Source organism: Arthrobacter sp. Y3225116 (assembly GCF_059091245.1).
This window is the reverse complement of the sequence record NZ_JBNHGL010000008.1, coordinates 1-22,801: the sequence shown is the minus strand read 5'-3', so window position 1 is coordinate 22,801 and position 22,801 is coordinate 1. Positions and strand designations below refer to the sequence as shown.

The window sequence follows — 22,801 nt, the reverse complement described above, 5'->3', positions numbered from 1 at the left end:
GAACAAATTGTGCTTCAGGCACCATCCCGGAGTCAATGATTGTCTTCGCCGGACATTGTTTGTGACGTCGGGCACTCCCAGACTTGAGGGAAAGTCACATCCCGTGATGCGCAAGGAGATCCCTATGACACGAGCATTTGTCGCCACAGCACCCGCCCAGTCGGCATCGGAGAAAACCGCCGCCAAACCAGCAGTGGCCACCGGAGCATCGGTCGAGCCGGGCTTGGCCGGACCGTTCAGCCTTCAAGTTCCAACAGAGAAAGACCCGCGGATTCGGTACGAGCTCGAACGGCTCCTTGAACGCGCCCGTGAGATTCGCGCAAAGCTGCGGGAAGCGCAGGCCCAGACGGAAGTCGATGGACAATACTCACAGGAAGTGCATGAGTACTTCCTGGAGCATGGTTTCTATCGGATGCTCCAGCCACAAATGTTTGGGGGCTTGGAGTTGGGGGTTTCGGCCTTCTACCAGGTGATCGCCGAGGTAGCGCGTGGCTGCCCTTCAACTGCTTGGTGCCTCTCGTTGTCCTCGGGCCATGCTCTGACTCTGGGATCATTCTTCGAAGAGCGGGCTCAGCGCGAGGTGTTCGGCGCCCACGGACACATCATCTGTCCGGCCAGCGGCAACAGTCAGAACACAACAGTGGAGCGCGTGGATGGCGGCTGGGAAGTCACCGGGTTCTGGCGGTACTGCTCCGGGGCGCCGTACTCCACCCACTTCATGGCCACGGCCTTCCTTCCCGGCTTGCAGCCTGACGACCCCGAACGACGGGTTTGGATGATCCTGCGGAGAGAGGACTACGAAGTCCAGGACGACTGGGGCCGTGTCATCGGAATGCGCGGTTCGGGATCGAACAGCATCAAGGCGGAGAAAGCCTTCGTCCCCGATTACTGCATCTCGGAGGAAAAGTGGACCGCCTCCAACCTGGGCGAAACCGTCGGGTCGAAGCTGCACAACAACCCGGTCTATGCCGGGACGTTCTTCGGGTTTGCCGAGGGTGAGGTCGCCTCCACGTCCGTCGGGCTGGGCTACGCGGCGGTCGACGAGTTCGAAAAAATTATCATGAAGACCCGGCATCCGTGGATCAAGGATGGGTCCATACGTGGAGATTATGAGGAATGGCAGCGGGTCCTGGGTATGGCCATCTCGTACGTCGACGGGGCGCAGTCCATTCTGGTCAACAGCTCCCGGCTATACGAGGAATATGCTGCACGGTCGGCCGCCGGCATCGAAGCATTTGATGAATCACGTTCGATGAGGCTGAACGGCGTGTACTTCGTGGTTGAGGAGTTAGTCTGGAAGGCCGTTGAACTGATGTTGCGCAACGCCGGCAGTCAGAACAGCGCGGACGGTGCCCCGTTGCAGCGCTACTTCCGGGACATACTGACCACCCGGACCCGCACGGACACCTTCGAGTTGTTCTCCGTCAACACGGGCACCTCCCACCTCCGCGCCTGACCAGCCCAGCCGGCTTTTGTCTTGTCCCGCCCATGCTCCTTGGGCGGGACAAGACGCGTTTAACGGGCTGACTGACGGTCATCCCAAGTTTGGGTTATAGGCCAAAAAGTGTGTCTGGCTCAGGTGTGTCATGTTCTGATGGCTCATCCTGAGCATGCCCGGTGGCCTTCTTCCGCAATGGCCGCGGCATCGAATAGGGCCGGTCCGAGCGGTTGCTCTTCGATTTCTCCCATTGTGGTTGTCACCGGTCCTTAGTGTTCCGGCCGGATCAGTTTCCAGGGCGGTCCAGGGTTCGCGCTGCGCTGGTAGAGGTACCACTCGACGGCGCGTTGGCGGTGCGCTGCCGGCAGGCCGCGGTGGTTGCGCAGCAGGTGGCGGATTCCGGCATTGATACCGCCCTCGATGCGGTTGGTGGTGGAAGCATCTGCAGAGTGGCCAGGTCGGCTGCAGGTAGGTGAAGAGCACTTCCTGACGGACGCAGCGGGCCATCAGCTGGTAGGCGCGGCGGAGTCGGTAGTGGGTGCACCACCAGGTTTGGTTCGTTGAGGCTTGCTCGCGATCGCCGGCGGTCATGTGATCGGCTGGCAGTGGTGTGACACCGAGAAAGCCGCAGCCTGGACTGCACCTTTGGAAAAGTTCCAGCACCGAACCGGGACGAGGCCTTGGCCTAGCTGAAAGCACTGAACGCCTGGCACGCGACCCACAAAGACCTTCTCGCTGAACGCACTTACCGCGGAACCGGTCCCGCACCCAGGCATGCCAGCACCAGCCGCCGGAGAGGTAGATCCCGTCGAGCTGGACTGGACCGTGGCCCGGACCCGGGGTACGCCAAACCGGATTTAGCCGCACCAGCACGGGGAAGCAGGCGCTACCGGCCACACATTAATGGGCTATAACCCCAGGGTTTCTGAGCTTGTGCACGGGGCACAACGATCGGGGGTTTATCTGTCGAAGGCTACATCGCTTGGCATAGCCGCCAAGTACAAACTTGAGATAACAATCAAGCACGTCCCTCAGTCAGAGGAGCAGGAGTAAACCATGACAGCTAGCATGACCGATCAGAGCATTAACTTTCGACAGGATGCCTTGAGGGCGGACGCGAAGCAGGTCTTTGCCCAGTTCCCCAGCGGCGTAGTGGCCGTCTGCGCGGTCCTCGAGGGGGGCAACGCCGGCTTCGCCGCTTCGTCCTTCCAGGCGGTGTCCTGGGACCCAGCCTTGGTTTCCATTTGCGTCCAGAACGACAACAACACCTGGAATGCTTTGCGGTCCAGTGAACGGATCGGGATTTCCATCCTGTCAGAAGACCAGGGTCCGCTGGCCTGGCAGTTGTCTTCCCGGAGCCGGGACCGCTTCGACGGAGTGCAGACCCGGGCTTCCTCGGGCAGGGCCCTGTTTATCGATGGCGCAGCCGCCTGGATGGAGTGTTCCATCCATCAAGAGATTCCGGCTGGAGACCACACCCTCGTCTTGTTTTCGGTGCACCACCTGGGCACCGCAGACCAGCCGCCCATGGTCTATCACCGGCAGTCCATCGGACGCATCGTGGCCGCCTGACTGCCACAGGAGGGACTCCCACGGGCCGGAACTGCCTGCTCGCGCTCTCGCTTCCCTGCTGTGGTTCAAGGGCGATCGGAAACGGCTTGGTCCCGTCAGCACATGATCTGTCGGGACCAGACCGTTTAAATCGCGCTTGAGTCGAGCTGGACGGTGGAGGGCTGTTGTTTGGAGTGGTCCCTGAGGTCGTATCCGGTGGGCGGGCCCGATGGCGAACACCGGTTTCGTGTATGACAGCGTGGCGCCGTCATCGAGGGGCGGCGGTCCTGGCGGCCCCGCCAGCAAGCAGCCTGTCCACATCGGTGTACAAAGCCGCGGCCAGATTCCGGAGCGTGCTCAGGGTCGGGTTGCCGAAGCCTGACTCTATCTGCGACAGCGTGGCCTTCCCGATGCCCGAACGCTCCACAGTTGATTCAGCATCAGCGTGCGCCGCTCGCGCCTTGGCACGTTGCGGGCGAGGTTGGCGCTCAGATCGGGTTTCATGGCTCCTTGTTGTCCCAGGCAGGAGATGTATCGGAATGAAGTATTCCACCAACGACGGCGCCGGCTGCCATTCTTATCGAATAGCAGCCGGCGCGATCAATGGTGCGGAGCCCCGGGGCATATTGCGCGTTTTCCCGCTGGCCTAGGGAAAGCGTCAGAGGCGAACCAGTTTCAGGTTGGCAAATTCGTCCATGCCCCACGGACCCAACTCGCGGCCGAAACCAGACTTCTTTACCCCGCCGAAGGGCAGGTCGGGTTCGGAGTCCGGGGCCTGGTTGATGAACACCATGCCGCACTCCAAGCGCTCCGCTAGGTCCAGCGCCCGCTGTTCATCGGTGGTGAAGATAGAGGCCCCCAATCCGTAGGGGGAGTCGTTGGCGAGGGCGACGGCTTCGTCTTCGTCCCGCACCGGATAGACCACGATGGCCGGGCCGAAGAGTTCCTCACGGAAAGCGCGCATCCCTTCCACGACGCCGGTCAGCACGGCGGGCGCCACGAAGGCCCCCGGACCTTCCAGGCGCCGGCCGCCGGTGTGCAGGGTGGCTCCTTGCGTCACCGCATCTGCAATCTGTTCGGCCAGCTCGTCTGCCGCTGCCGCCGAGGACATCGGGGCGATCGTCGTTGCCGGGTCGGAGGGGTCACCGGGCACCAGGCCGCGGGCCAGGGCCGAGATCTCGCGCACGAAATCGTCGAAGATCCCCTCCGCGACGATCATTCGTTTGGGGGAGTTGCAGGCCTGGCCCGCGTTGCTGAGTCTGGCGCGGAATGCTTTGCGGGCGGTGGCCGCCACGTCGTCGCTGTCCAGCACAATCAGTGGATCCGATCCGCCGAGTTCCAGCACCACCTTCTTCAGGTGGCGCCCGGCGATCTCGGCGACGGCGGCGCCGGCGCGTTCGCTGCCGGTCAGCGAGACGCCTTGGATCCTGTCGTCGGCGACGATCAGTTCGGTTTGGGTCGTGGCGGCGTAGAGATTGGTGTACACGCCGGCCGGAAGCCCCGCATCCAGCAGGACTTCTTCAATCGCTTGGGCGGAGGCGGGGCAGCTGGACGCGTGTTTAACCAGCAGGGTGTTGCCCAGCACCAGGTTCGGCGCCGCGAAGCGCGCCACCTGGTACAGCGGGTAGTTCCACGGCATGATGCCCAGCAAGGCACCTACCGGCCGCTTCTTAATCAGCGCCCGGCCCCCGCTGCGGGGTGCGAACTCCTGGTCAGCCAGCAGCGCCGGGCCTTCGGTTCCGTAGTAGTCGAAGATGCTGGCGACAATGGACAGCTCGCCTTTCGCCTCCGCCAGGCGCTTGCCCATCTCTTGGGTGATGATGGCCGCCAGCTCGTCGGTGCGCTCCGTAAAGAGTTCGCCCGCGCGCTTCACCCTGCGTGCCCTTTCGGCAACCGGTACGTCCCGCCACTGCAGGTATGCCTCATGGGCCGCCGCAATTGCCGCCACGACTTCCGCGTCCGATGCGGTAGGCACGCTCTGCAATACCTCTCCCGTGGCCGGGTTGGTTACTGCGAAACTGTTCTTCGTGGCAGCGGTAGGTGTGGGGGTCATGGGATCCTTTTCGATGTGAGATCGGTTTGGCGGATGGGCATCGCCGGATGCCTCCCCCGCGGACCTGTCAGTGTTGAAGTGCGGTCGCTGGTTCCTGGCGGTGCTGCCGGAAGCGGTTGGCCGCTCTGGCAAGAGCTCTGAGCAGCTTGAGGCCTTCCGGGTCGAGACGTTCCTCGGGGTGCCATTGCACCCCCAGCGTGAAGGCATCGCCGGGAGCCTCGATGGCTTCGATGACGCCGTCGTCGAAATGCGCCGAGGCGACGAGTCCGTCTCCGAGAGTTTCCACCGCCTGGTGGTGGTGCGACGCAATGTCGAAGGTAGTCGAATCCAAGACATTCTCCAGCAGGGTGCCGGGGACCACGGACACCGAGTGGGAAGTAAACTCGCCTACCACGTTGCGGTGCGGGGTCATGTCCAGCCGGTCGGCAAGATGCTGTTCCAGGGTGCCGCCGCAGGCAACATTCAACACCTGCATGCCGCGGCAGGCGCCAAGCACCGGCATGCCTCGCCGGCGTGCTCCGCGGACCAACGCGATTTCGAGTTCGTCACGGACCCGCAGCGGCTTGTCGTTGAGCGGGTGGTTGGAGCGACCGTACAGGCCGGCGTCGAGATCCCGGCCGCCGGCGAGGAAGACGCCGTCGGCCAAATCCAGCAGCCGTTCGGCGTTATCCCGCAGCACCTCGGTGGGTGGCAGCAGCAGCGGCATGCCGCCCGACTGCTCCACAGCATGGATATACGTGTGCGGCAGGGCATCGTTCGGGATGTCCGACCAGGCCCCGGACGTGACGGACTTGCGGTCCGCCACGACCAGGATCACCGGAGGGGTGCCGTTCACGACGCCCCCAGCGTGGAATGCTCCAGCGGGGAGAGGTCATGCCAGCAAGTGACTCCCCAGGTGGTTGCCAGCCAGACGGCGTCGGCGCCTTCGTCCGCCCCGTGCCAGTGGTTTTCATCGACCGGGGTTTCAACCAGGGTTCCCGGGGCGATGCCGGTGTGTTCGCCGTCGTTGTTTCCCACCCTGCCGGTGCCGCTGACCAGGTAGAGCAGCTGCCCGCCGGGGTGGGAATGCCAGTTTGTCACCGCGCCGTCGTTGAAATGCACGCGGGCAATGTCGGGATCACCGTCTTGGGCGGCTTCGAGGATCATCTCCAGCTGCACCGGCCCCGTGAACTTCCCGCCGTAGACGTAGTCCTTGTTTCCTGAGGCGATGAGTTTCATGGCATTATGCCTCGGCGCGTACAGGGTTGCTGATCGTGCCGACACCGGCGACGGTCACCTCGACGACGTCGCCGTCGCGCAGGTAACGCGGAGGCTTGCGCTCGTCGCCGACTCCGCCGGGAGTCCCGGTAGCAATGACGTCGCCCGGCTCCAGGGTCATTCCGCGGGACAGGTACTCGATCAGCGTCGGGATGTCGAAGATGAGGTCCCGGGAGTTGCCCTTTTGCATGGTCTCGCCGTTGATGACGGTCTGCACGTCCAGCGCGTCCTTGTCCACGGAATCCACGCTCGCCACAACCGGACCGAGGGGAGTGAACGTGTCAAAGCTCTTACCCAAGGTGAACTGCTTCATGGGGGTCTCAAGCTGGGCACGGCGGCCGGACACATCGTTCAGGGCGGTGAAGCCGCCGACGTAGTCCCAGGCATCCTCCTTCGCCACGCGATAGCCGCGCTTGGAAATGACGATGCCGACTTCGCCTTCAAAGTCAGGGCGGGTTTCCTCGCGGGGAATCACGATGGTGTCGTTGGGGCCGGTGATGGAAGAAGGGAACTTGGCGAAAACCACGGGTGCATCCGGGTGCTTGAGGTTGGTTTCCTCAACGTGCGACTGGTAGTTCAAGCCAATGGCGATGAGCTTGCCGGGGTTGGTCGGCGCGAGAACCTTGACGTCCTGCAGCGGGTACTTCGCCCCGGACGCATTGTTGATGGTGTTCCAGGCTTCGGCCGAGCCGTCGAAGCCGACAGCCGGTGCCGCGCCTGCGTCAACAATGGTTTCGCCGTCCAGGCGCCCAAACCGGACTTCGCCGGCGCTTGTTGCAAAACGGATTGCCTGAGTCATGAGAGACCTCCGGTAGATGTGAAGCGGTTGGTTACTTTAAGAGTATATAGAGCCTTGTAAAAAAGACAAGGGACGGTCCCATAGCCCCAGGCTCTCGGGGCTGTAGGGCAGCGCGGGCACGTGCTTACGTCGGCTGAGCGTGCTCAGGGCACCATCGCCGGGCCAAGCGCGGAGGAAGCGCCTCGTTTCTGCTCAAAAGTCCGAAATCCCGGCGGCTTTAGGAGGATAAAGTTACTCTCATCAGAGCTTGATATTGCGGCAACGAAACCCAGCGGGATCGAGGATGGACAGATGAACGACCATATAGAGGCGCTTTCGGCCAACGTGCGGCGCCTGCGGGAAACCCATGGTCTTTCGCTGACCGAGCTGGGGGAACGCTCCGGAGTGGCCAAGGCAACCCTCTTCAAGGTCGAGCGGGGACAGACCAACCCGACGCTGGAAACCATGCTGGCTATCGCCCGCACCTTCGACGTGCCGCTGCCCGACCTGATCGCGCTGCCCGAGCGCGCTCCGGTCGAGGTGGTTCACGATGGCGAGGGCGAAGATATCTCGGACTCCGCTTCGCTGGGGCACATTCTGCGAAGCCAAGTTATTGGAGCCGGCACGTTGGAAATCCACGCCCAATCCTTCAAGCAGGGTGCCGATGAGGTGTCCCCTTCGCACGGCGCCGGTGCCCGCGAGCATGTCTTCGTGCGCTCCGGCAAAATCCGGTTGGGGCCAGTCGGCCATGAGGTCCTCCTGGGCGAAGGGGACTACGCGACCTACGCCGCGGACAGAACGCACCGGTGGCAAGCGGAGGGCGGCGACGCTTCTGTATGGATCGTCCATACCTTCCCCCGGGCCGCAGCCTTCAACGAACGCCAATAGGCACAAGGGCAGAGCAGCCCCGGCCGAATCAGCCGGGGCCGCTCTGCCCTTCTCCTGGACCGGGGGACGCCATCCCGGGCAGCCAACGCCCTACTGCGGGCCCTTGCGCATCAAAAGACGACCGTGGTGTTGCCGTCGCGCATCACGCGGTCTTCGCAGTGCCACGTGACCGCACGCGAGAGCACGCTCCGTTCGACGTCGGCCCCAAAGCGCATGAGCTCCGCGGTGCTGTCCCGGTGGGAAACCCGGATGACGTCCTGTTCAATGATGGGGCCTTCGTCCAGGTCCTTGGTCACGTAGTGCGCCGTCGCCCCAATCAGCTTCACGCCCCGGTCCTTGGCCTTTTGATAGGGGCCGGCGCCGATGAAGGCAGGGAGGAATGAATGGTGGATGTTGATGACGGGAACGCCGACCTCGTCGAGAAATTCGGCGGAGATGATCTGCATGTAGCGGGCGAGTACCACCAAGTCCACGTTCCCCCGCAGCAACTCCAGGTGCCGTTGCTCGGCATCCTTCTTGTCACCTGCAACGGGAACGTGGAAGTACGGTATGTCGAAGGGGCGGACCTGGTGGGCGAGATCGGCGTGGTTCGAGACGACCATGACGATCTCCATGGGGATTTCGCCCCGGCGGTGACGCCACAACAGGTCCAGCAGACAATGATCGGTCTTGGAGGCAAAGATGGCTACCCGCTTGCGTTTTTCGGCAGCGGTCAACTGCCACTCCATTCCCCACGGAACGGCCAGTTCAGCCTCGATTTCCGCGCCAAGCCGATCCCGCTTGGCTTCGAAGCCCGGCAGGTGAAAAACCGTTCGCTGATACAGAGTGCCGTCCTCGACGCCCGTCGTGAATTGGTCCAGGGACACGATGTTGGCGCCGTGCCTCCTGAGCAGATCGGCGACCTTGGCGACGATCCCTGGTTGGTCCGGGCACTTGATAGTGAGCCGCCCGACGTCCGCGGTATCGGTCGGGGACATCGGTCTGGCGGGCAGGGTGGAAGCAGGCGTTGGCAAAGCGATCACCTCTCGAATCAGGGGCAGGGCGGGCCAGGAGCTCGTGAGGCTCCCGGGAGTATGCTCGCGCCGGGACAAGAGGCTCCGGCGCGTGTGGGTACGGGTTAGACGTGATGGCGGTAGAGATTCCATTCCCAGTCGGTCACGTGCGACTCGAACGCCTGCACTTCGCGGCGCTTGAGGGCGGCGTAGATGGAAGTAAACTCGTCGCCGAATCCAGCGCGCATGACCTCGTTCTTCTCCAGGGCATCGATGGACTCGGCGAGGCTGCGCGGCAGCGGCTGGCCGATGGGATCCGGGGTCAGCTCGCGCCGGATGCCGTCGGAGGCAGCGTGGAGCATGGCCGCCATCAGCAGATGCGGGGAGGCGCTAGCGTCGCCGGCGCGCAGTTCCAGCCGCGTGGCGCCTGCCCGTTCGGCCGGAACGCGAACGAAGGTGAAGCGGTTGTCTTCGCCCCAGTTGCTGGTGCGCGGGCTCAGGCCTTCCCCGGTCAACCGCTTGTAGGAGTTCACGGTGGGGGCCGCGAACGCCATGATCGCGGGGGCGTGGAGTTGGATGCCGGCAATGGCGGCCAGCGCCGTCGGGCTGAGGGTGCCCTCGGGGGCGGCAAACACGTTGTCTGCATCCCGCCAGAGGGACAGGTGCACGTGCAGGCTGCTGCCTTCCTCGCCGCTGACAGGCTTGGCCATGAAGTTGGCTTCCAGGCCCTCTGCGATGGCCAGTTCCTTGACTCCGGTCTTCAGCAGGAAGGCGGCGTCGGCTGCGACGAGTACATCGTCGTGCTGGAGGTTTACTTCGAACTGACCGGGGGAGAATTCGCGGTTCACCACTGTCACGCCGATATTCATGCCGATCAGCTGCCGATGCATGCGGCCCACGGCTCCGTCGGGGTCGGTAATCCGGTCCATGGTGTAGGAGACGCCGTTCAGCGCATAGGGAGTCCGGCCGTCATGGTCGTTCCGGAAAAGATAGAACTCGGGTTCGCCGGCGGCAATGGCGGAGAGGCCGAGGTCCTCCTGCAACCGTTCGGCGGCTACAGCCAGTTGGCTGCGCGGGCACAGCGCTGACGGCTGGCCGTGCTCGCTCAGACGCGTGAGGACCCACAGGGAGTCCGGCTCCCACGGGGGGACGAACGCCGTCGACAGGTCCAGGAACGCGTGCTGGTCGGGATGATTGGCCAGGGCGGGGAATTCCTTGTCGTCCACCGGTACCCCGAGCAGGTCTTCGGCGTTGGCCATCTTAGAATACGCAACCCCCGAGGCCAGGTTGAGGAGGGAAGCCACGGGATATTGCTTACCTCGCTGGCGCCCGAACAGATCGGAATGGATGACCCGGATGACCTGTATGCCGCGGGCCAGCAACTGGTCCAGATAATCCGGGTCAAAGGCCGGAAGGACCGGTTCTCGGTCCAGCATGGGGCTTGTCATGGTTGCCTTCCTCAGGTTGGTACTGCTCTGCAGCTCAAAGTCTTGCCGTTCGGCGTCGTGGTTATTATAGTAATGTACGTGTTCAGCAAAAGAAACACTCCGGTCTGAAAAAGGGCCCGGCGGGCTGCCGGCCATCACCGGAACCGTTAATAAGGAGCGACAATGATCAAGCTGCATGACATCGACCATGTGGTCATGGGCGTCGAGGACCTGGATGCTTCCACGCAGCAATGGCAGGACGAGTTCGGCCTGACCGAGGTTGGCCGCGAGGGCAAGCAGACTTTCCTCGCGTGCAACTACGAGAAGCCGTCGCTGATCCTGCAGAAGGCCCCCGAGGCCGGCATCGTTCACGCCGCCTACCAGTTGGCGCCGGAACTGACATTGGACGACGCCGAGAAGCACTTGAAGGAGCACCGGGTCGAATACACGCGCTCGGACGAGGGAGTCTCCTTTGCCGACCTGGAAGGTAACGGCATCCAGTTCGTCGAATACCGGCCGAAGCAGGGGCAGGACCGCTACCCGCGCGAGTGGCGGCAGACGACCCGCAATCACCGCATCGGCGCCCCGCGCAAGCTCGGTCACGTGAACTACCTGACCGCGAACATCGGCGAGCAGGTGGATTTCTACCTCAACGTGGTGGGCATGAAGCTGGCCGACAAGCTGGGGCCAGACGCCGGTGCCTTCCTGCATATCGGCGCCGACCACCATGTGATGGCCTTCGTGAACACCGGCCAGGCACACTTCCACCACATCGCCTTCGACATGCTGGACTGGGGGCAGATCCGCCAGTCCTTCGACCACCTCGCCCAGTACGGCCGGGTCATGCCGTGGGGCCCGGTCCGCCATGGGATTGGCGGCAACCTGGCCGGCTACGTCCGGCTTCCGGAGGCTGACTGCTTTATCGAGTTGTACTGCGACATCGAGCAGCTGGACGAAACCCATGTTCCGCGTGAGTATCCGGACGACCGCCACTCCTCCAATGTGTGGGGCATGCTGCCGCCGCGCTCCTACTTCCGCTTCGACAAGGAATCGATCGAAGCCGAGCGCGAGTCCCTGCAGTCCATCTGGGAAAAAGAGCCGGCGCTGCTGGGCGAATAGGCCCAATCCTCTAAGTTTTAAGGAGCTGTTCGTGACTATTACCACCACTACCTACTCACCGGGCGCCAGTGTCTGGCAAGAGCTGACTGCGGGGAGCGCCGCAGGATTGGCTGATTTCTATCGCGAGCTGCTGGGCTGGGAACTCGACCTGGACGGCGACGCAGGCCTCTTCACCCTTCACGGCGTGCCGATCGCCGGGCTGCGCGTCGACTCTGCCGCCGGTCCGGCTGAGCTCGGCTGGAAAGTCTTCCTCGGAAGCGATGACGTAGCCGCGGCCGTCGACCGGGCAGTTGCAGCCGGCGCCTCGGTTGTCGAGGACGAGGTGAACCTGTTGGCGGGGGGAGGGAACGGCGTCGTGCTCCGCGATCCCGAAGGGCCTTTGTTCGGCATCGCCGCCATGGACGGCGGAGCAGTATCCGGGCCGTCCTCCGAGCTCGGCCGATTGGCACTTGTCGATGTGATGAGCCATGATCTCGCAGCGGCCAAGTCTTTCCAGAGCGCGCTCTTCCCGGAGAACGTGCTGGAACATGTTGAGGACGAACTGAGCGTCTACCGCGACGCCGAGGGGCGAGCACTGCGCGCCATTAACGCCATCCCCGCGGAAGCAAAAGGCTTCCTGCCCCCGCACTGGCTGGCCTGGTTCGTGGTGGCTGACCAAGCTGCGGCAGCGGCTGCCGCCGCGGCGGCCGATGGCGGCGTGAACGTGCAGGACCAGCCGATCGCTTTCGGCCGGTGGGCGGTGGTGACCGACCCATCGGGTGCCGCGTTCAAGGCGTTGCAGCTGGACCGCGATATCTGACGGACACGTCCCGCCGGCCGCCGGAGCACCGAAGGGCCCGCTTCATCCCGTACATGGGGATGGAGCGGGCCCTTTCGCGCGCGGTACGGGTAGCCGGGCAGCGCCTGCTCAGCTGGAAACCGTGGCGCGATTCGTCAGTAGCTGTACCAGCCCCGGCCGGTCTTGCGTCCGAGCCGGTTTTGCTCGACAAGCTCCGTGATGGCCGGATGCGGCAGGTCCGCCTCGTCGCCGGTTTCGGCGTAGGTGGCACGGGCGATGAAGTCGATGACGTCCAGGCCGACCAGGTCCATGAGTTCGAAGGGGCCCATCGGGTGGCCGAGGGCGGTCTTGGCGGTGGTGTTGATGTCTTCGAGGCTGGCAACGCCGGCGGCGTGGAGGGCCAGCGCTTCCTTCTGGAGGGCGCCCATCAGCCGGTTGGCGACGAAGCCCGGGACCTCCCGGTTGATCAGGACGGGCTCCTTGCCGAAACGGCGCGCCAGTTCCATCGTGGTGTCCACGGTGGCCTGCGACGTCGACTCGTGCCGCACCACCTCCACGCACTTCATCACCAGGGCGGGGTTGAAGAAGTGCATGTTGCAGACCTGCTCCGGTCGGCCGGTCACCGCGGCGACCTGGGATGAGCCGAGGGTGGAGGAGTTGGTGGCCAGGATGGCGTGCGGTGGTGTGACCTCGCCGAGCCGGGCGAAGATCTGCTGCTTGATCTCGAGCCGCTCGGTGGCGGCCTCGATGACGAAGTCGGCGTTCGCCGCTGCGGCCGCGAGGTCGGTGGCGAAGGCCAGCCGGCCCAACGCGCTGTCGGCGTCCGCGTGGCTGATCCGCCCCTTGGCCGCACTGGCCTGCATGCGCGCGGCCAGCTGCTCCTTGGCCTGGGCGAGCATCTCTTCGGCGAGGTCCTGGACGGTGACCCGGTAGCCGGCGAGGGCGGCGACCATGCCGATTTGTGAGCCCATGGCACCGGAGCCCACGACCAGGATGTGTTTGATGTTTTCGATGGAGGCAGTCATGTGTTCCTCAGAGCCCGGCGGTGCCGCCGCGGAGATAAACGGTGGTGGTATGGCTGAAGAACTCCTTGGCCGCGGCGCCCTGTTCCTTGGGGCCGTAGCCGGATTTCTTGGCGCCGCCGAAGGGAACGTGCGGGTCGGCGCCGGCGGATTCGGAGTTGACGTGCAGGATGCCGACGTCGAGGTCGTCGATGGCGTCGAGGGCACGGGTAACGTCCTGGGTGAACAGGGCGGCGGAGAGCCCGAATTCGCTGTCGTTTGCCAGCTCGAAGGCCTGCTCCACGGTGGCCGCCCGGCGGACGGCCAGCACGGGTCCGAAAAGTTCCTCGCGCCACAGGTCAAGCTCCCGGTCGTCGGGCAGTTCCAGGATGGTCGGCGGAACGAAGTAGCCGCCGGCGAGGAAGCCATCCTCGTACCGCTGGCCTCCGACGATCCGCCGCGCGCCCTGCGCGAGGGCGGCGTCGATGCCGTCGTGTATGGACTTCCGGGCGGCGTCGTTGACAACGGGTCCCATCTGCACCGCGGGGTCGGCCGGATCGCCGACGGCCAGGGCATGGGCGCGTTCGGTGAGCACGGCGAGGAACTCGTCGGCGACGGCCTCGGCCACGATGAGCCGTGACGTGGCGGTGCATTTTTGCCCGCTGGAGCGGAAGGCACCGAGCATGACTTGTTCGGCGGCAAGCTGCAGGTCGGCGTCGGCGAGGACGACCGCGGCGTTCTTGCCGCCCATCTCGGCCTGCACGGGAACCCCGCGTCCGGCCGCCTCGGCGGCGAGGCGGCGGCCCACGCCGGTGGAGCCGGTGAAGGTCAAGCCGTCCAGCGCCGGGTGCTCCACGATGGCGTTGCCCATGGCGCCCGGGCCGATCAGCAGGTTCAGCACGCCGGCGGGCAGTCCGGCGGCGGCCAGCGCCTGGGCCAGCCTCAGTGCAAGCAGCGGCACGGTGCTCGCCGGCTTCCAGACCACGGTGTTGCCGTACGCCAGGGCCGGAGCGATCTTCCACGCCGGGATGGCGATGGGGAAGTTGAACGGGGTGATCACGCCGACCACGCCGAGCGGCTTGCGGGTCACGAGGATCTTCTCGCCCCGCCGTGGGGAGGAGAAGATCTCCCCGGCCGTGCGGTCGCCGTCGTTCCCGTAGTAACGGAAAACTTGCGCCGCCCGCAGCACCTCGCCGTGGCCTTCCGCCCGGGTCTTGCCCTCTTCCCGGGCCAGCTCCAGCCCCCAGGCTTCGGCGTTCTGTTCAAGCACGACGGCGGCGCGCAGCAGCACGGCGCCGCGCTCGTGCGCCGGGGTACGGGCCCACTCACGCTGGGCGGCGACGGCCGCGGCCATGGCCTGTTGCACCTCGGCAGGTCCGGCCTGCAGGCCCTGGGCGACAACTTCGTCGGGGCGCGCCGGGTTGTGGCTGGCGATGGGGGAGCCGGAACCGGGAACCCAGGCGCCGTCGATGTAGTGCTGCAGCTGTACCGGAGAGGTCATGCGTGCTCCTTGGCGTTCGGAGAGGGGTCAGCGGAAGGCGGGGACGCCGGTGATCTTCTGGCCGAGGATCAGGGTGTGGACCTCGTCGGTGCCCTCGTAGGTGCGCACGGATTCGAGGTTGTTGGCGTGGCGCAGCGGCGAGTAGTCCAGGGTGATGCCGTTGCCGCCGAGGATGGTGCGGCATTCGCGGGCGATTTCGATGGCCTCGCGGCAGTTGTTGAGCTTGCCGACGGAGATCTGGTGGGGCTGCAACTGTCCGGCGTCCTTGAGCCGGCCCAGGTGCAGGGCGAGCAGGAAGCCCTTGTTGATCTCCAGCGCCATGTTGACCAGTTTTTCCTGGGTGAGCTGGTAGCCGGCCAGCGGCTTGTCGAACTGCATCCGCTCCTTGGAATAGTCGACAGCGGTCTGCCAGGCGTCGCGGGCGGCTCCCATGGCGCCCCAGATGATGCCGTAGCGGGCTTCGTTCAGGCATTCGAACGGACCGCGCAAGCCCTTGGCTTTCGGCAGCAGAGCCCCGGCGGGCAGGCGTACGTCGGTGAGTTCGATGTCGCACTGGATGGAGGCGCGCATGGAGAGCTTCGCTTCGATCGGGGTGGCCTTGAAACCGGCGGTGTCGGTCGGCACCACGAAGCCGCGGACGCCGTCGTCGGTCTGCGCCCAGATCACGGCGACCTGGGCGACCGAGGCGAGGCCGATCCAGCGCTTGGAGCCGTTGAGCACCCAGTCGTCCCCGTCGCGGCGGGCGAAGGTCTTCATGCTGGCCGGGTCGGAGCCGGCGCTGGGTTCGGTCAGGCCGAAGCAGCCGATGGCCTCGCCGGCGGCCATCTGCGGCAGCCACTCGTTCTTCTGCTCCTCGGAGCCGTGCTTGTGGATCGCGCTCATGGCCAGCGAGCCCTGCACGGAGACGAAGGTGCGCAGGCCGGAATCGCCGGCCTCCAGTTCGGCGCCGGCGAGCCCGTATTCGACGGCGGAGCGGCCGGCGCAGCCGTAGCCGTCCAGGTGCATGCCGAGCAGGCCGAGCTTGGCCAGCTCGGGCACGATCTCCAGCGGGAACACCGCGTTTTCGTACCAGCCGGCGATGTTCGGTTTGATCGCGCTGTCCACGAAGGAACGGACGTTCTTCTGCAGTTGCCGTTCCTCCTCGGTGAGCAGGGATTCGAACGAAATCAGGTCATGGTCCAAAGACATGGGGCGTTCCTTCTGGGGAGTTCGGGGGATGGGGTTGAGGTGTGGGGCTGCCGGAGGATGGTTCGCAGCAGGCGGTCAGGCCGATGCCGGAGCGGCCGACGTTGGCATCCCGTCCGCCGCAACGTCGAGGACTGCCTGCCGCAGCACCTGCAGGCCATCGGCGAGCAGGTCCTCGCCGATGACCAGCGGGGGCAACAAACGGATGACGTTGCCATGGGTACCGCAGGTCAGGGTCAGCACGCCCTGCGCGTGGCACCGGGCAGAAACTTCCTTGGCCAGGTCGGCCCGCGGGGCCAGGGTGTCCCGGTCGGCGAACTCCAAGGCCAGCATGGCGCCCCGGCCGCGGAATTCGGCCACGACGTCGGTCTCCGCAACCAGCGGCTCCAGCACCCGGCGCGCCGCGGCTTCGATGGCGCGGGCGTTGGCCAGCAGGCTGCCGTCCTCAAACGCTTCGAAGACGGCCAGCGCGGCCTCGCAGGCCAGCGGATTGCCGGCGTAGGTGCCGCCCAGGCCGCCGGCGTGCACGGCGTTCATCAGGTCGGCGCGGCCGGTGACGGCGCTGAGCGGCAGCCCGTCGGCCAGCGCCTTGGCCGTGAGCGTGATGTCGCCGGCCACTGACTCGTGTTCGCTGGCGAAGAGCGTCCCGGTGCGTCCCATGCCGGCCTGGATCTCGTCGATCACCAGCACGATGCCGTGCCGGTCGGCGATCCGCCGCAGCCCGGCGAGGAACCCGGGGGCCGGAACAACAAAGCCGCCCTCGCCCTGGATGGGTTCGATGACCATGGCCGCGAAGCTGTCCGCGCCGTGCTCGACGAGGGTGGCCTCGACCGAGGCAAGCGCCGCCGCGGTGACGTCCGCGGTTAAGGCGGGGACCCCGCCGTCGTGCTGTGCCGCCGGGCGCAGGGGATTGGCCGAGGCGGCCCGGACAATTTCTGCCGGGAAGGGGCCGAAGTTCAGCCGGTACGGGTTCTCCTTGGCGGTCATCGCCATGGTCAGCAGGGAGCGGCCGTGGTACGCCTCGTCAAAGACCAACACCCTGCTGCGGCCGGTGGCCGAACGGGCGATCTTCACCGCGTTCTCCACCGCCTCGGCGCCGGTGGAGAACAGGGCGGTGCGCTTCTCGAAGTCGCCCGGCGTGTGCTCGTTGAGCCACCTGGCCACCTCGGTGAAGGACTGGTACTCGGTGACCATGAAGCAGGTGTGGGTGAACCTCTCCAGCTGCGCGGCCACCCGCTCGCGGACCCGGCGATGGCTGGCGCCGATGCTGGTCACGGCGATGCCGGAGGCGAAGTCGATCAGGCGGTTTCCGTCCACATCCTGCAGGATGCCGCCGTCCGCCTTCTCGATGAAGACCGGCAGGACGATGCCGAAGCCGTCGCTGACGTGGGCGAGCCGGTCCCGGTGCAACGCCTGGGAACGCGGGCCGGGGATGGCCGTCGCCAGGTGGCGGGACTGGGGGAGCATGGCGGCGGCCGCGCCGGTCGCGGAGATGAGCACATCGGTCATAGGGCAACGCTAAGCGCGCGGCGGGCACGGGGTCATCGGATGTTCTGCCCAAAAGCGCCGGTGGTGTTGGATAATCAGTCCATGGTTTCCCTTGCCCAGCTCAGCCATGAACTCGGAGACTCGCTCAGGCCGGCGGTTCCCGGACCGGTGCCGGGGATCCAGCTCTCCGGTGTCCATGTGTCCGAGCTGGCAGACCCGGGCGCCTACCTGGAGGGCGGCGAGCTGCTGCTGACCACCGGCATCCCGCTCAGCGGAAGTGCCGCCGCCGTGGGCGGGTACGTGCGCCGGCTGGCGGCCAAAGGCGTCGCCGCCCTTGGCCTGGGGCTGGGGGAAGGGCTGGACAGCGTGCCGCCGGAGCTGGTCCGGGCCTGCTCCGCCGAGGGCGTGGAGTTGCTGGTGGTCCCCGACGGCGTTCCCTTCCTGGACGTCTCGCGGATGTTCTGGGAATTGGCCTCGCGGAGTGACCAGGCCGACCTGATAGCGAACCTGGGAACGCAGACAGCTCTGGCCCGGGCGACGATGCGCCCGGATGCCCTGCCGTCGGTCGTCCAGGGGCTGGCACAGGCGCTGGGTGGCTGGGCGGCCTACCTGCCCGCGGACGGCGGGGCGGAGGCCACCGTCTGGCCGGCCAGCGCGTTGCCGTTGCTGCCGCACCTCAGGCTGGAAACCACGCGGCTTAACGTCGCCGGCACCCATTCCGCCGCTACCTTCTGGCTGCACGGCGCTCCCGTCGTCGAGTATCCGATCCTCGTCGGACGGCGGATCGACGGCTTCCTGGCCATCGGCCCCGGCCGGACCCTGACCAAGGCCGACCGGCAGATCATCACCACGGTCTGCGTCCTGCTGGCGCTGAAGGCCCAGCAGCGCGAGGAGCTGCAGGGGACGACGACGGTGCTCGGCTCCGTCGTCGCCAAGCTGGTTGCCCGCGGCCAGGTGGAGGCAGCCCGCTTAGTGGCCGCCGACGGAAACCTCGGGCAGCTGCCGGAACGGGTCCGCGTGCTGGCCGCGCGGATGGGCACGGCGGATTCCCTCGCCGCGCTCGCCGGATCGGTGTCCCGGCTCCGGCCGGCCGACGGCGGCGGCTCGCCCGCCGCGGCGCTGGCCGGCTGTACCCTGCGCTTCGCCGACGACGGCGTGGCCTACTTCCTGCTGGATGCCGGGCTCGCGGAACGGGCAGCGGCAGACCCGCAGTCGGACGGGGAAACCGACGCGGAACTTCTGGCCTGGTCGGGAGGCGGCGCGGGCGCCGAGGCAGCCCAGGTCGCGTCAACGTCCACGTCAACAGCTGCCTCGGTTGGCACGGAGACCGGTGCCGCCTGGACGGAATCCCTCGCCTTGGCGGACGTTGCGGCGGCGATGTCAGCGGTGCACCGTGCGGCGGTCGCGGCGCCTGCGGGCAAGCTGGTGGAACTGGCGTCCGACGATGAGGCCCGCGCCGATGCGTGGGTCGAGGCGCTGGCGGGGTACCGCCGCGCCGAGCTGCTGGAGACCGTGGCCGCCTACCTCCGCCACCGGGGCCACTGGGAGGACACGGCCCGCCAACTCAGCGTGCACCGGAATTCGCTGCGCCACCGGATGGCGGTTGCCGAACGTCTGCTCGGCGTCAGCCTCGACGATCCGGACGTCGCGGCGCACCTGTGGCTGGCCCTCCGCCGGCGCGGGCTCTGACGTTCAGTCCAAGCTGCGACGTTCAGTCCAGGCTGTGCAGCCACTCCAGCACGGGCGCGGTGTGTTCGCCGAGCGCGGGCGGGGCAGCGGTGCGCGTCTCGAACGCCGGGCTCCAGGAGATCGGGTGGCGGACCTGGCGGCCGGCGGGCTCCCCGCTGGCATCGCGGACTTCGATGGTCGGGGCCAGCCCCAGTGATTCGGCATACCTGATGCCCTCGTCGATGCCGGCCACGGGGCCGGCGGGAACGCCGACGCCGGTGAGCTTGCCCTGCCACATCGCTGCGGAGGCGGCGGACAGGGCCTGCTCCAGCAGCGGGATGAGCTCCCGGCGGTGCTGCACCCGGGCGCTGTTGGTGGCGAAACGCTCGTCCTCCGCGAGCTGCGGCTCTCCCAAGACAGCGGCCAGCTGCCGGAACTGCCCGTCGTTGCCGCAGGCGACGGCCAGCGGGCCGTCGGAACATTCCAGCAGCTGATAGGGAACGATGGACGGGTGCTCATTGCCCATCCGCTGGGGGACCTTGCCTGCTCCCAGATAGGACTGGGCCTGGTTGGCCAGGGCGCCCTGCAGGCTGGACAGCAGGTTAACCTCGAGCCGGCTGCCCCGGCCGGTGGCAGCGCGGGCGTTGAGCGCGGCGAGGATCCCGATGGTCGCGTCCTTCGCGGTCAGCACGTCCACCAGGGCGACACCCGCCTTGTAGGGTGAGCCGTCCGCCTCGCCGGTGATGCTCATCAGGCCGCCGACCGCCTGCACGATGAAGTCGTAGCCGGGCAGGGACGCACCTTCGGCTGACCCAAAACCGGAAATCGAGGCGTAGACCAGGCCCGGATTCCCGGCCGCGAGGTCCGCATACCCAAGCCCGAGCCTGTCCATCCCGCCGGGTTTGAAATTCTCCACGACGACGTCGGCCGTCAGCGCCAGCTTGCGGGCTAAGCGCCGGTCGCCGGGATCCGCCAAATCCAGGCAGACCGATTCCTTGTTGCGGTTCACGCTCTCGAAATAGGTGGCCCCGGTCGGGGAATACGGCGGACCCCAGCTGCGGGTGTCGTCCCCCGTGCCCGGGCGCTCCACCTTGATGACGCGTGCACCCAGGTCGGCCAGCGTCATGGTGGCCAGCGGACCGGCGAGCACCCGGGAGAAGTCGGCCACCAGCAGGCCTTCCAAGGGTCTCGTTGCTGAAGCCGGGGCAGCGGCAGTGGGGGAGTCAGGCACAATCCGTCCTTCCGAACAAGCATGAAGTGGCGTTGAGTCTACGGCAGGGCAGCAGGCGCGGGATCGGATGTGTTGGCCACGGGCTGGTCGTTTCGTCCAAAGGGTGAGGCTAAATTATTGCTCGTTCACTCGTGCCGAAGCATGCCGCTCGCCCGGCCGGCGGTCCTCCCGCCCGCCCATACAATGGCTGGTATGAACACCACTGACCGCCGGGCGCTCTCCCGGCAACGGCAGCTGCCCGGGTCCGGGCCGACATGACGGCGGAAACAACCGAGCAGGTAGTGCTGCTGGACGAGAACCTGAAGCCCGCCGGCGTTGCCGACAAGGCCGAGATCCACACGGGCGAGACACCGCTGCATCTCGCCTTTTCCTGCCATATTTCCGACGCCGAGGGCCGTGTGCTGGTGACCAGGCGCGCCCTGAGCAAGCTGACCTGGCCGGGCGTCTGGACCAACTCCGCGTGCGGCCATCCGGCCCCGGGGGAGGAGATGGCCGACGCCGTGCGGCGACGGGTGCGCTACGAGCTCGGGCTCGGGCTGGAAGACCTGAAGCTTGTGCTGCCGGACTTCCGCTACCGCGCGGTGGACGCCTCCGGCATCGTGGAGAACGAGTTCTGCCCCGTCTACACGGCGCTGGCCTCGGGCGAACTGTCGCCGCGCGCTGACGAGGTGGCCGAGTACCGTTGGGTGCGCCCCTCCGACCTGCGGACCGCCGCGACCGCCGCCCCGTGGGCCTTCAGCCCGTGGATCGTGCTGCAGCTGCAGGCCCTGGACCGCCTGGCCTAGCGTCCGCAGGGACAGATCCGCGCCTCAGGGAGCAGGCGAATGTTCGATTTCCCGCCCGGCCATGGCAGGGCGGGAATCGCGGCGGGTCGGGGCCGGCAGGGCCGCCGTGCCGGAGGTCACCAGCCGGGCGATGACTTCGTCCGGCCACATGGGCCGGCCGAAGTAGAAGCCCTGCGCATTCAAACCCGGGCAGCCGGCCAGCCACTCCACGGCCTCGGCGGTCTCGATCCCCTCGATCACCACGTCCGCCTTCAGCGCGGTGAACATGGCGATCAGATGGCTGACCACGATGTTCCGTGCGGTTTCGTCGTCGTCCCGGGCGCTTCCGTCGTCGCCGCTGACCAGCGAGCGGTCCACCTTGACGATGTCGAAGGGGAACTCGGTCAGCGAGTTCATGGATGAGTAGCCGGAGCCGAAGTCGTCCACGGCGATCCTGAAGCCCTCGCCGCGCAACTGCACGAGGGCCGCCCGGGACTGCTCGGACATCTTGTCCAACGAGTTTTCGGTCAGCTCCACGATGATGTTCAGCTCCGGCCCCTCGGCGCGCATGCGCCTAAGCCTGTCCACGACGGGGGAACCGGCGGCGAGCTGGCCCAGTTCCACGTTGACGGAGATGGAGCGGACGCTGGTGACTTCGCTGATGCGGGCCATCGCCGCGGCCGCACCGTCGATCACCTGGATGGTCAGCTCGTTGAGCAGGCCCAGCCGGTTCGCTTCGGTGACCAGCCGGTCGGCCGGGATGTTGCCGAGTTCGTCGTCTTCGTAGCGGGCCAGGGCCTCGAACCCGACGATCGCATCCAGGTCCAGGGAAACGATGGGCTGCAGCGCCACGCGCAGCAGGTGCCGGCGGATGCCGCGTTCAACCGCCACTGCCAGGCAGGCTTCGGCATCGGAGCCGTCGCGCGTTGCGTCGCGCAGCCGCTGCTGCAGCCGCTTGGAGCCGTACATCCCGGAATCGGCGTTGCGCAGCAGCTCCTCGATGTTGGGCGCCGGGCGGTCCGAGTACGCCACGCCAATGCTGGCCCGCACCCGCAGCGTGTTGCCGCGGGCCGTGAGCGGGCGCGCGATCGCGGCGGCAATGCGTTCGGCAGCGGCGCGCGCGCCGGCTTCGCTGGTGACGTCGCGGAGCACCACGACGAATTCGTCGCCGCCGATGCGCGCGGCCACGTCGTCCTCGCGGATTTCCGAGCGTATCCGCTGCGCGGTGGCGGCCAGCAGCAGGTCGCCGACGTCGTGGCCGTGCCTGTCATTGACGGCCTTGAATTCGTCCAGATCCAGATAGACGACGGCGATGGCCTCGCCGGGGCGACGGCCGGCATTGATCTCGGCCAGCCGCTGCCAGAGCGCGCGCCGGTTGCCCAGCCCGGTCAGGGCATCGGTGTCCGCCTGTAGCCGCAGCTCGTGCACCAGCTCATCGTGCCGGACCATGATGCTGCCCACGTGCGCCAGCGCGTCGAGCACCTGCTCGTCTTCCTCCGTGAACTGTGCGCCGCCGTTCCGCGAGGCCACCAGGTAGTTGTCGCCGTGGTCCCAGCGGCGCATCCGGACACCGATTTCCCGTTCTTGCGGCGCCTCCGGCCGCAAGGAGACGCGGTCGGCGCGCACCGAGGCGCTGGCGGCGGCGAGGAGGGTCCTGTCGAGGCCGTCCGGGCTCCACGGCA

20 protein-coding genes are annotated in these 22,801 nt (G+C 66.6%); 7 read left to right on the top strand and 13 right to left on the bottom strand.

What is annotated here, in order from left to right:
- The first annotated feature begins 106 nt into the window (after nt 1-106).
- Together AC5RV2_RS02020 and AC5RV2_RS02015 are read left to right on the top strand one after the other, a co-directional pair.
- On the top strand, nt 107-1,456 hold the full coding sequence (locus AC5RV2_RS02020) for an acyl-CoA dehydrogenase family protein (RefSeq protein ID WP_494090956.1): 1,350 nt from the start codon (nt 107-109) through the stop codon (nt 1,454-1,456).
- 1,038 nt (nt 1,457-2,494) lie between these two features.
- Nucleotides 2,495-3,010, top strand: coding sequence for a flavin reductase family protein (locus AC5RV2_RS02015; RefSeq protein WP_494090941.1), 516 nt, complete (start codon nt 2,495-2,497; stop codon nt 3,008-3,010).
- A 247-nt stretch (nt 3,011-3,257) separates the two neighbouring features.
- On the opposite strand, the gene AC5RV2_RS02010 is transcribed toward AC5RV2_RS02015, so the two are convergent.
- From AC5RV2_RS02010 to AC5RV2_RS01990, 5 genes are all read right to left on the bottom strand, one after another.
- Nucleotides 3,258-3,416, bottom strand: a complete 159-nt coding sequence (locus tag AC5RV2_RS02010) for a helix-turn-helix domain-containing protein (protein ID WP_494090940.1) — start codon at nt 3,414-3,416, stop codon at nt 3,258-3,260.
- A gap of 231 nt (nt 3,417-3,647) precedes the next feature.
- Nucleotides 3,648-5,042, bottom strand: coding sequence for an NAD-dependent succinate-semialdehyde dehydrogenase (locus tag AC5RV2_RS02005; protein ID WP_494090939.1), 1,395 nt, complete (start codon nt 5,040-5,042; stop codon nt 3,648-3,650).
- 67 nt (nt 5,043-5,109) lie between these two features.
- Nucleotides 5,110-5,877 (bottom strand): gamma-glutamyl-gamma-aminobutyrate hydrolase family protein, encoded by a 768-nt coding sequence (locus AC5RV2_RS02000; protein ID WP_494090938.1) that lies wholly within the window; start codon nt 5,875-5,877, stop codon nt 5,110-5,112.
- Nucleotides 5,874-6,260, bottom strand: a complete 387-nt coding sequence (locus tag AC5RV2_RS01995; protein ID WP_494069316.1) for a cupin domain-containing protein — start codon at nt 6,258-6,260, stop codon at nt 5,874-5,876. Before AC5RV2_RS01995 ends, AC5RV2_RS02000 begins: the two co-directional genes overlap by 4 nt.
- A 4-nt stretch (nt 6,261-6,264) precedes the next feature.
- Complete coding sequence (locus AC5RV2_RS01990; protein WP_494090937.1) at nt 6,265-7,098, bottom strand: fumarylacetoacetate hydrolase family protein; 834 nt, start codon at nt 7,096-7,098, stop codon at nt 6,265-6,267.
- A gap of 291 nt (nt 7,099-7,389) precedes the next feature.
- Between AC5RV2_RS01990 and AC5RV2_RS01985 the strand changes: the two genes are divergently transcribed.
- On the top strand, nt 7,390-7,965 hold the full coding sequence (locus AC5RV2_RS01985; protein ID WP_494014514.1) for a helix-turn-helix domain-containing protein: 576 nt from the start codon (nt 7,390-7,392) through the stop codon (nt 7,963-7,965).
- A 110-nt stretch (nt 7,966-8,075) separates the two neighbouring features.
- Here the strand turns inward: AC5RV2_RS01985 and purU are convergent, their stop codons facing one another.
- Together purU and AC5RV2_RS01975 are read right to left on the bottom strand one after the other, a co-directional pair.
- Complete coding sequence (gene purU, locus AC5RV2_RS01980; protein ID WP_494090936.1) at nt 8,076-8,942, bottom strand: formyltetrahydrofolate deformylase; 867 nt, start codon at nt 8,940-8,942, stop codon at nt 8,076-8,078.
- Between the two features lie 140 nt (nt 8,943-9,082).
- Nucleotides 9,083-10,405 (bottom strand): glutamine synthetase family protein, encoded by a 1,323-nt coding sequence (locus AC5RV2_RS01975; protein ID WP_494090935.1) that lies wholly within the window; start codon nt 10,403-10,405, stop codon nt 9,083-9,085.
- Between the two features lie 162 nt (nt 10,406-10,567).
- Here AC5RV2_RS01975 and AC5RV2_RS01970 point away from each other — a divergent pair, with 162 nt between their 5' ends.
- Both AC5RV2_RS01970 and AC5RV2_RS01965 read left to right on the top strand, forming a co-directional pair.
- Nucleotides 10,568-11,503: a VOC family protein gene (locus tag AC5RV2_RS01970; RefSeq protein ID WP_494014511.1), complete on the top strand. Its 936-nt coding sequence runs from the start codon at nt 10,568-10,570 to the stop codon at nt 11,501-11,503.
- 31 nt (nt 11,504-11,534) lie between these two features.
- Nucleotides 11,535-12,302, top strand: coding sequence for a VOC family protein (locus AC5RV2_RS01965; RefSeq protein WP_494090934.1), 768 nt, complete (start codon nt 11,535-11,537; stop codon nt 12,300-12,302).
- A gap of 134 nt (nt 12,303-12,436) precedes the next feature.
- On the opposite strand, the gene AC5RV2_RS01960 is transcribed toward AC5RV2_RS01965, so the two are convergent.
- From AC5RV2_RS01960 to AC5RV2_RS01945, 4 genes are all read right to left on the bottom strand, one after another.
- Nucleotides 12,437-13,306: a 3-hydroxyacyl-CoA dehydrogenase family protein gene (locus AC5RV2_RS01960; RefSeq protein ID WP_494090933.1), complete on the bottom strand. Its 870-nt coding sequence runs from the start codon at nt 13,304-13,306 to the stop codon at nt 12,437-12,439.
- Between the two features lie 7 nt (nt 13,307-13,313).
- A complete protein-coding gene (locus AC5RV2_RS01955; protein ID WP_494090932.1) occupies nt 13,314-14,783 on the bottom strand; it encodes an aldehyde dehydrogenase family protein in 1,470 nt (489 codons plus the stop codon).
- 27 nt (nt 14,784-14,810) lie between these two features.
- Complete coding sequence (locus AC5RV2_RS01950) at nt 14,811-15,971, bottom strand: acyl-CoA dehydrogenase family protein (protein WP_494090931.1); 1,161 nt, start codon at nt 15,969-15,971, stop codon at nt 14,811-14,813.
- A gap of 75 nt (nt 15,972-16,046) precedes the next feature.
- Nucleotides 16,047-17,477 (bottom strand): aminotransferase class III-fold pyridoxal phosphate-dependent enzyme, encoded by a 1,431-nt coding sequence (locus tag AC5RV2_RS01945; RefSeq protein ID WP_494090930.1) that lies wholly within the window; start codon nt 17,475-17,477, stop codon nt 16,047-16,049.
- Between the two features lie 81 nt (nt 17,478-17,558).
- On the opposite strand from AC5RV2_RS01945, the gene AC5RV2_RS01940 reads away from it, so the two are divergent.
- Nucleotides 17,559-19,145 carry a PucR family transcriptional regulator ligand-binding domain-containing protein gene (locus tag AC5RV2_RS01940; RefSeq protein ID WP_494090929.1) on the top strand — a complete coding sequence of 529 codons (1,587 nt, stop codon included), beginning with the start codon at nt 17,559-17,561 and terminating at the stop codon, nt 19,143-19,145.
- 22 nt (nt 19,146-19,167) lie between these two features.
- On the opposite strand, the gene AC5RV2_RS01935 is transcribed toward AC5RV2_RS01940, so the two are convergent.
- A complete protein-coding gene (locus tag AC5RV2_RS01935) occupies nt 19,168-20,355 on the bottom strand; it encodes a CaiB/BaiF CoA transferase family protein (protein ID WP_494090928.1) in 1,188 nt (395 codons plus the stop codon).
- 254 nt (nt 20,356-20,609) lie between these two features.
- Here AC5RV2_RS01935 and idi point away from each other — a divergent pair, with 254 nt between their 5' ends.
- Nucleotides 20,610-21,140, top strand: coding sequence for an isopentenyl-diphosphate Delta-isomerase (gene idi / locus AC5RV2_RS01930; protein ID WP_494090927.1), 531 nt, complete (start codon nt 20,610-20,612; stop codon nt 21,138-21,140).
- A 24-nt stretch (nt 21,141-21,164) separates the two neighbouring features.
- On the opposite strand, the gene AC5RV2_RS01925 is transcribed toward idi, so the two are convergent.
- Nucleotides 21,165-22,801 (bottom strand): putative bifunctional diguanylate cyclase/phosphodiesterase (locus tag AC5RV2_RS01925; protein WP_494090926.1); only part of this gene is annotated, 1,637 nt, incomplete at its 5' end.

Excerpts from the sequence above, each read along its gene's own strand:
- AC5RV2_RS02020 (WP_494090956.1), top strand. The coding sequence starts at position 107 with ATGCGCAAGGAGATCCCTATGACACGAGCATTTGTCGCCACAGCACCC.
- AC5RV2_RS02015 (WP_494090941.1), top strand. The coding sequence starts at position 2,495 with ATGACAGCTAGCATGACCGATCAGAGCATTAACTTTCGACAGGATGCC.
- AC5RV2_RS02005 (WP_494090939.1), bottom strand. The coding sequence starts at position 5,042 with ATGACCCCCACACCTACCGCTGCCACGAAGAACAGTTTCGCAGTAACC.
- AC5RV2_RS01995 (WP_494069316.1), bottom strand. The coding sequence starts at position 6,260 with ATGAAACTCATCGCCTCAGGAAACAAGGACTACGTCTACGGCGGGAAG.
- AC5RV2_RS01990 (WP_494090937.1), bottom strand. The coding sequence starts at position 7,098 with ATGACTCAGGCAATCCGTTTTGCAACAAGCGCCGGCGAAGTCCGGTTT.
- AC5RV2_RS01985 (WP_494014514.1), top strand. The coding sequence starts at position 7,390 with ATGAACGACCATATAGAGGCGCTTTCGGCCAACGTGCGGCGCCTGCGG.
- purU (WP_494090936.1), bottom strand. The coding sequence starts at position 8,942 with ATGTCCCCGACCGATACCGCGGACGTCGGGCGGCTCACTATCAAGTGC.
- AC5RV2_RS01975 (WP_494090935.1), bottom strand. The coding sequence starts at position 10,405 with ATGACAAGCCCCATGCTGGACCGAGAACCGGTCCTTCCGGCCTTTGAC.
- AC5RV2_RS01970 (WP_494014511.1), top strand. The coding sequence starts at position 10,568 with ATGATCAAGCTGCATGACATCGACCATGTGGTCATGGGCGTCGAGGAC.
- AC5RV2_RS01960 (WP_494090933.1), bottom strand. The coding sequence starts at position 13,306 with ATGACTGCCTCCATCGAAAACATCAAACACATCCTGGTCGTGGGCTCC.
- AC5RV2_RS01955 (WP_494090932.1), bottom strand. The coding sequence starts at position 14,783 with ATGACCTCTCCGGTACAGCTGCAGCACTACATCGACGGCGCCTGGGTT.
- AC5RV2_RS01950 (WP_494090931.1), bottom strand. The coding sequence starts at position 15,971 with ATGTCTTTGGACCATGACCTGATTTCGTTCGAATCCCTGCTCACCGAG.
- AC5RV2_RS01945 (WP_494090930.1), bottom strand. The coding sequence starts at position 17,477 with ATGACCGATGTGCTCATCTCCGCGACCGGCGCGGCCGCCGCCATGCTC.
- AC5RV2_RS01940 (WP_494090929.1), top strand. The coding sequence starts at position 17,559 with ATGGTTTCCCTTGCCCAGCTCAGCCATGAACTCGGAGACTCGCTCAGG.
- idi (WP_494090927.1), top strand. The coding sequence starts at position 20,610 with ATGACGGCGGAAACAACCGAGCAGGTAGTGCTGCTGGACGAGAACCTG.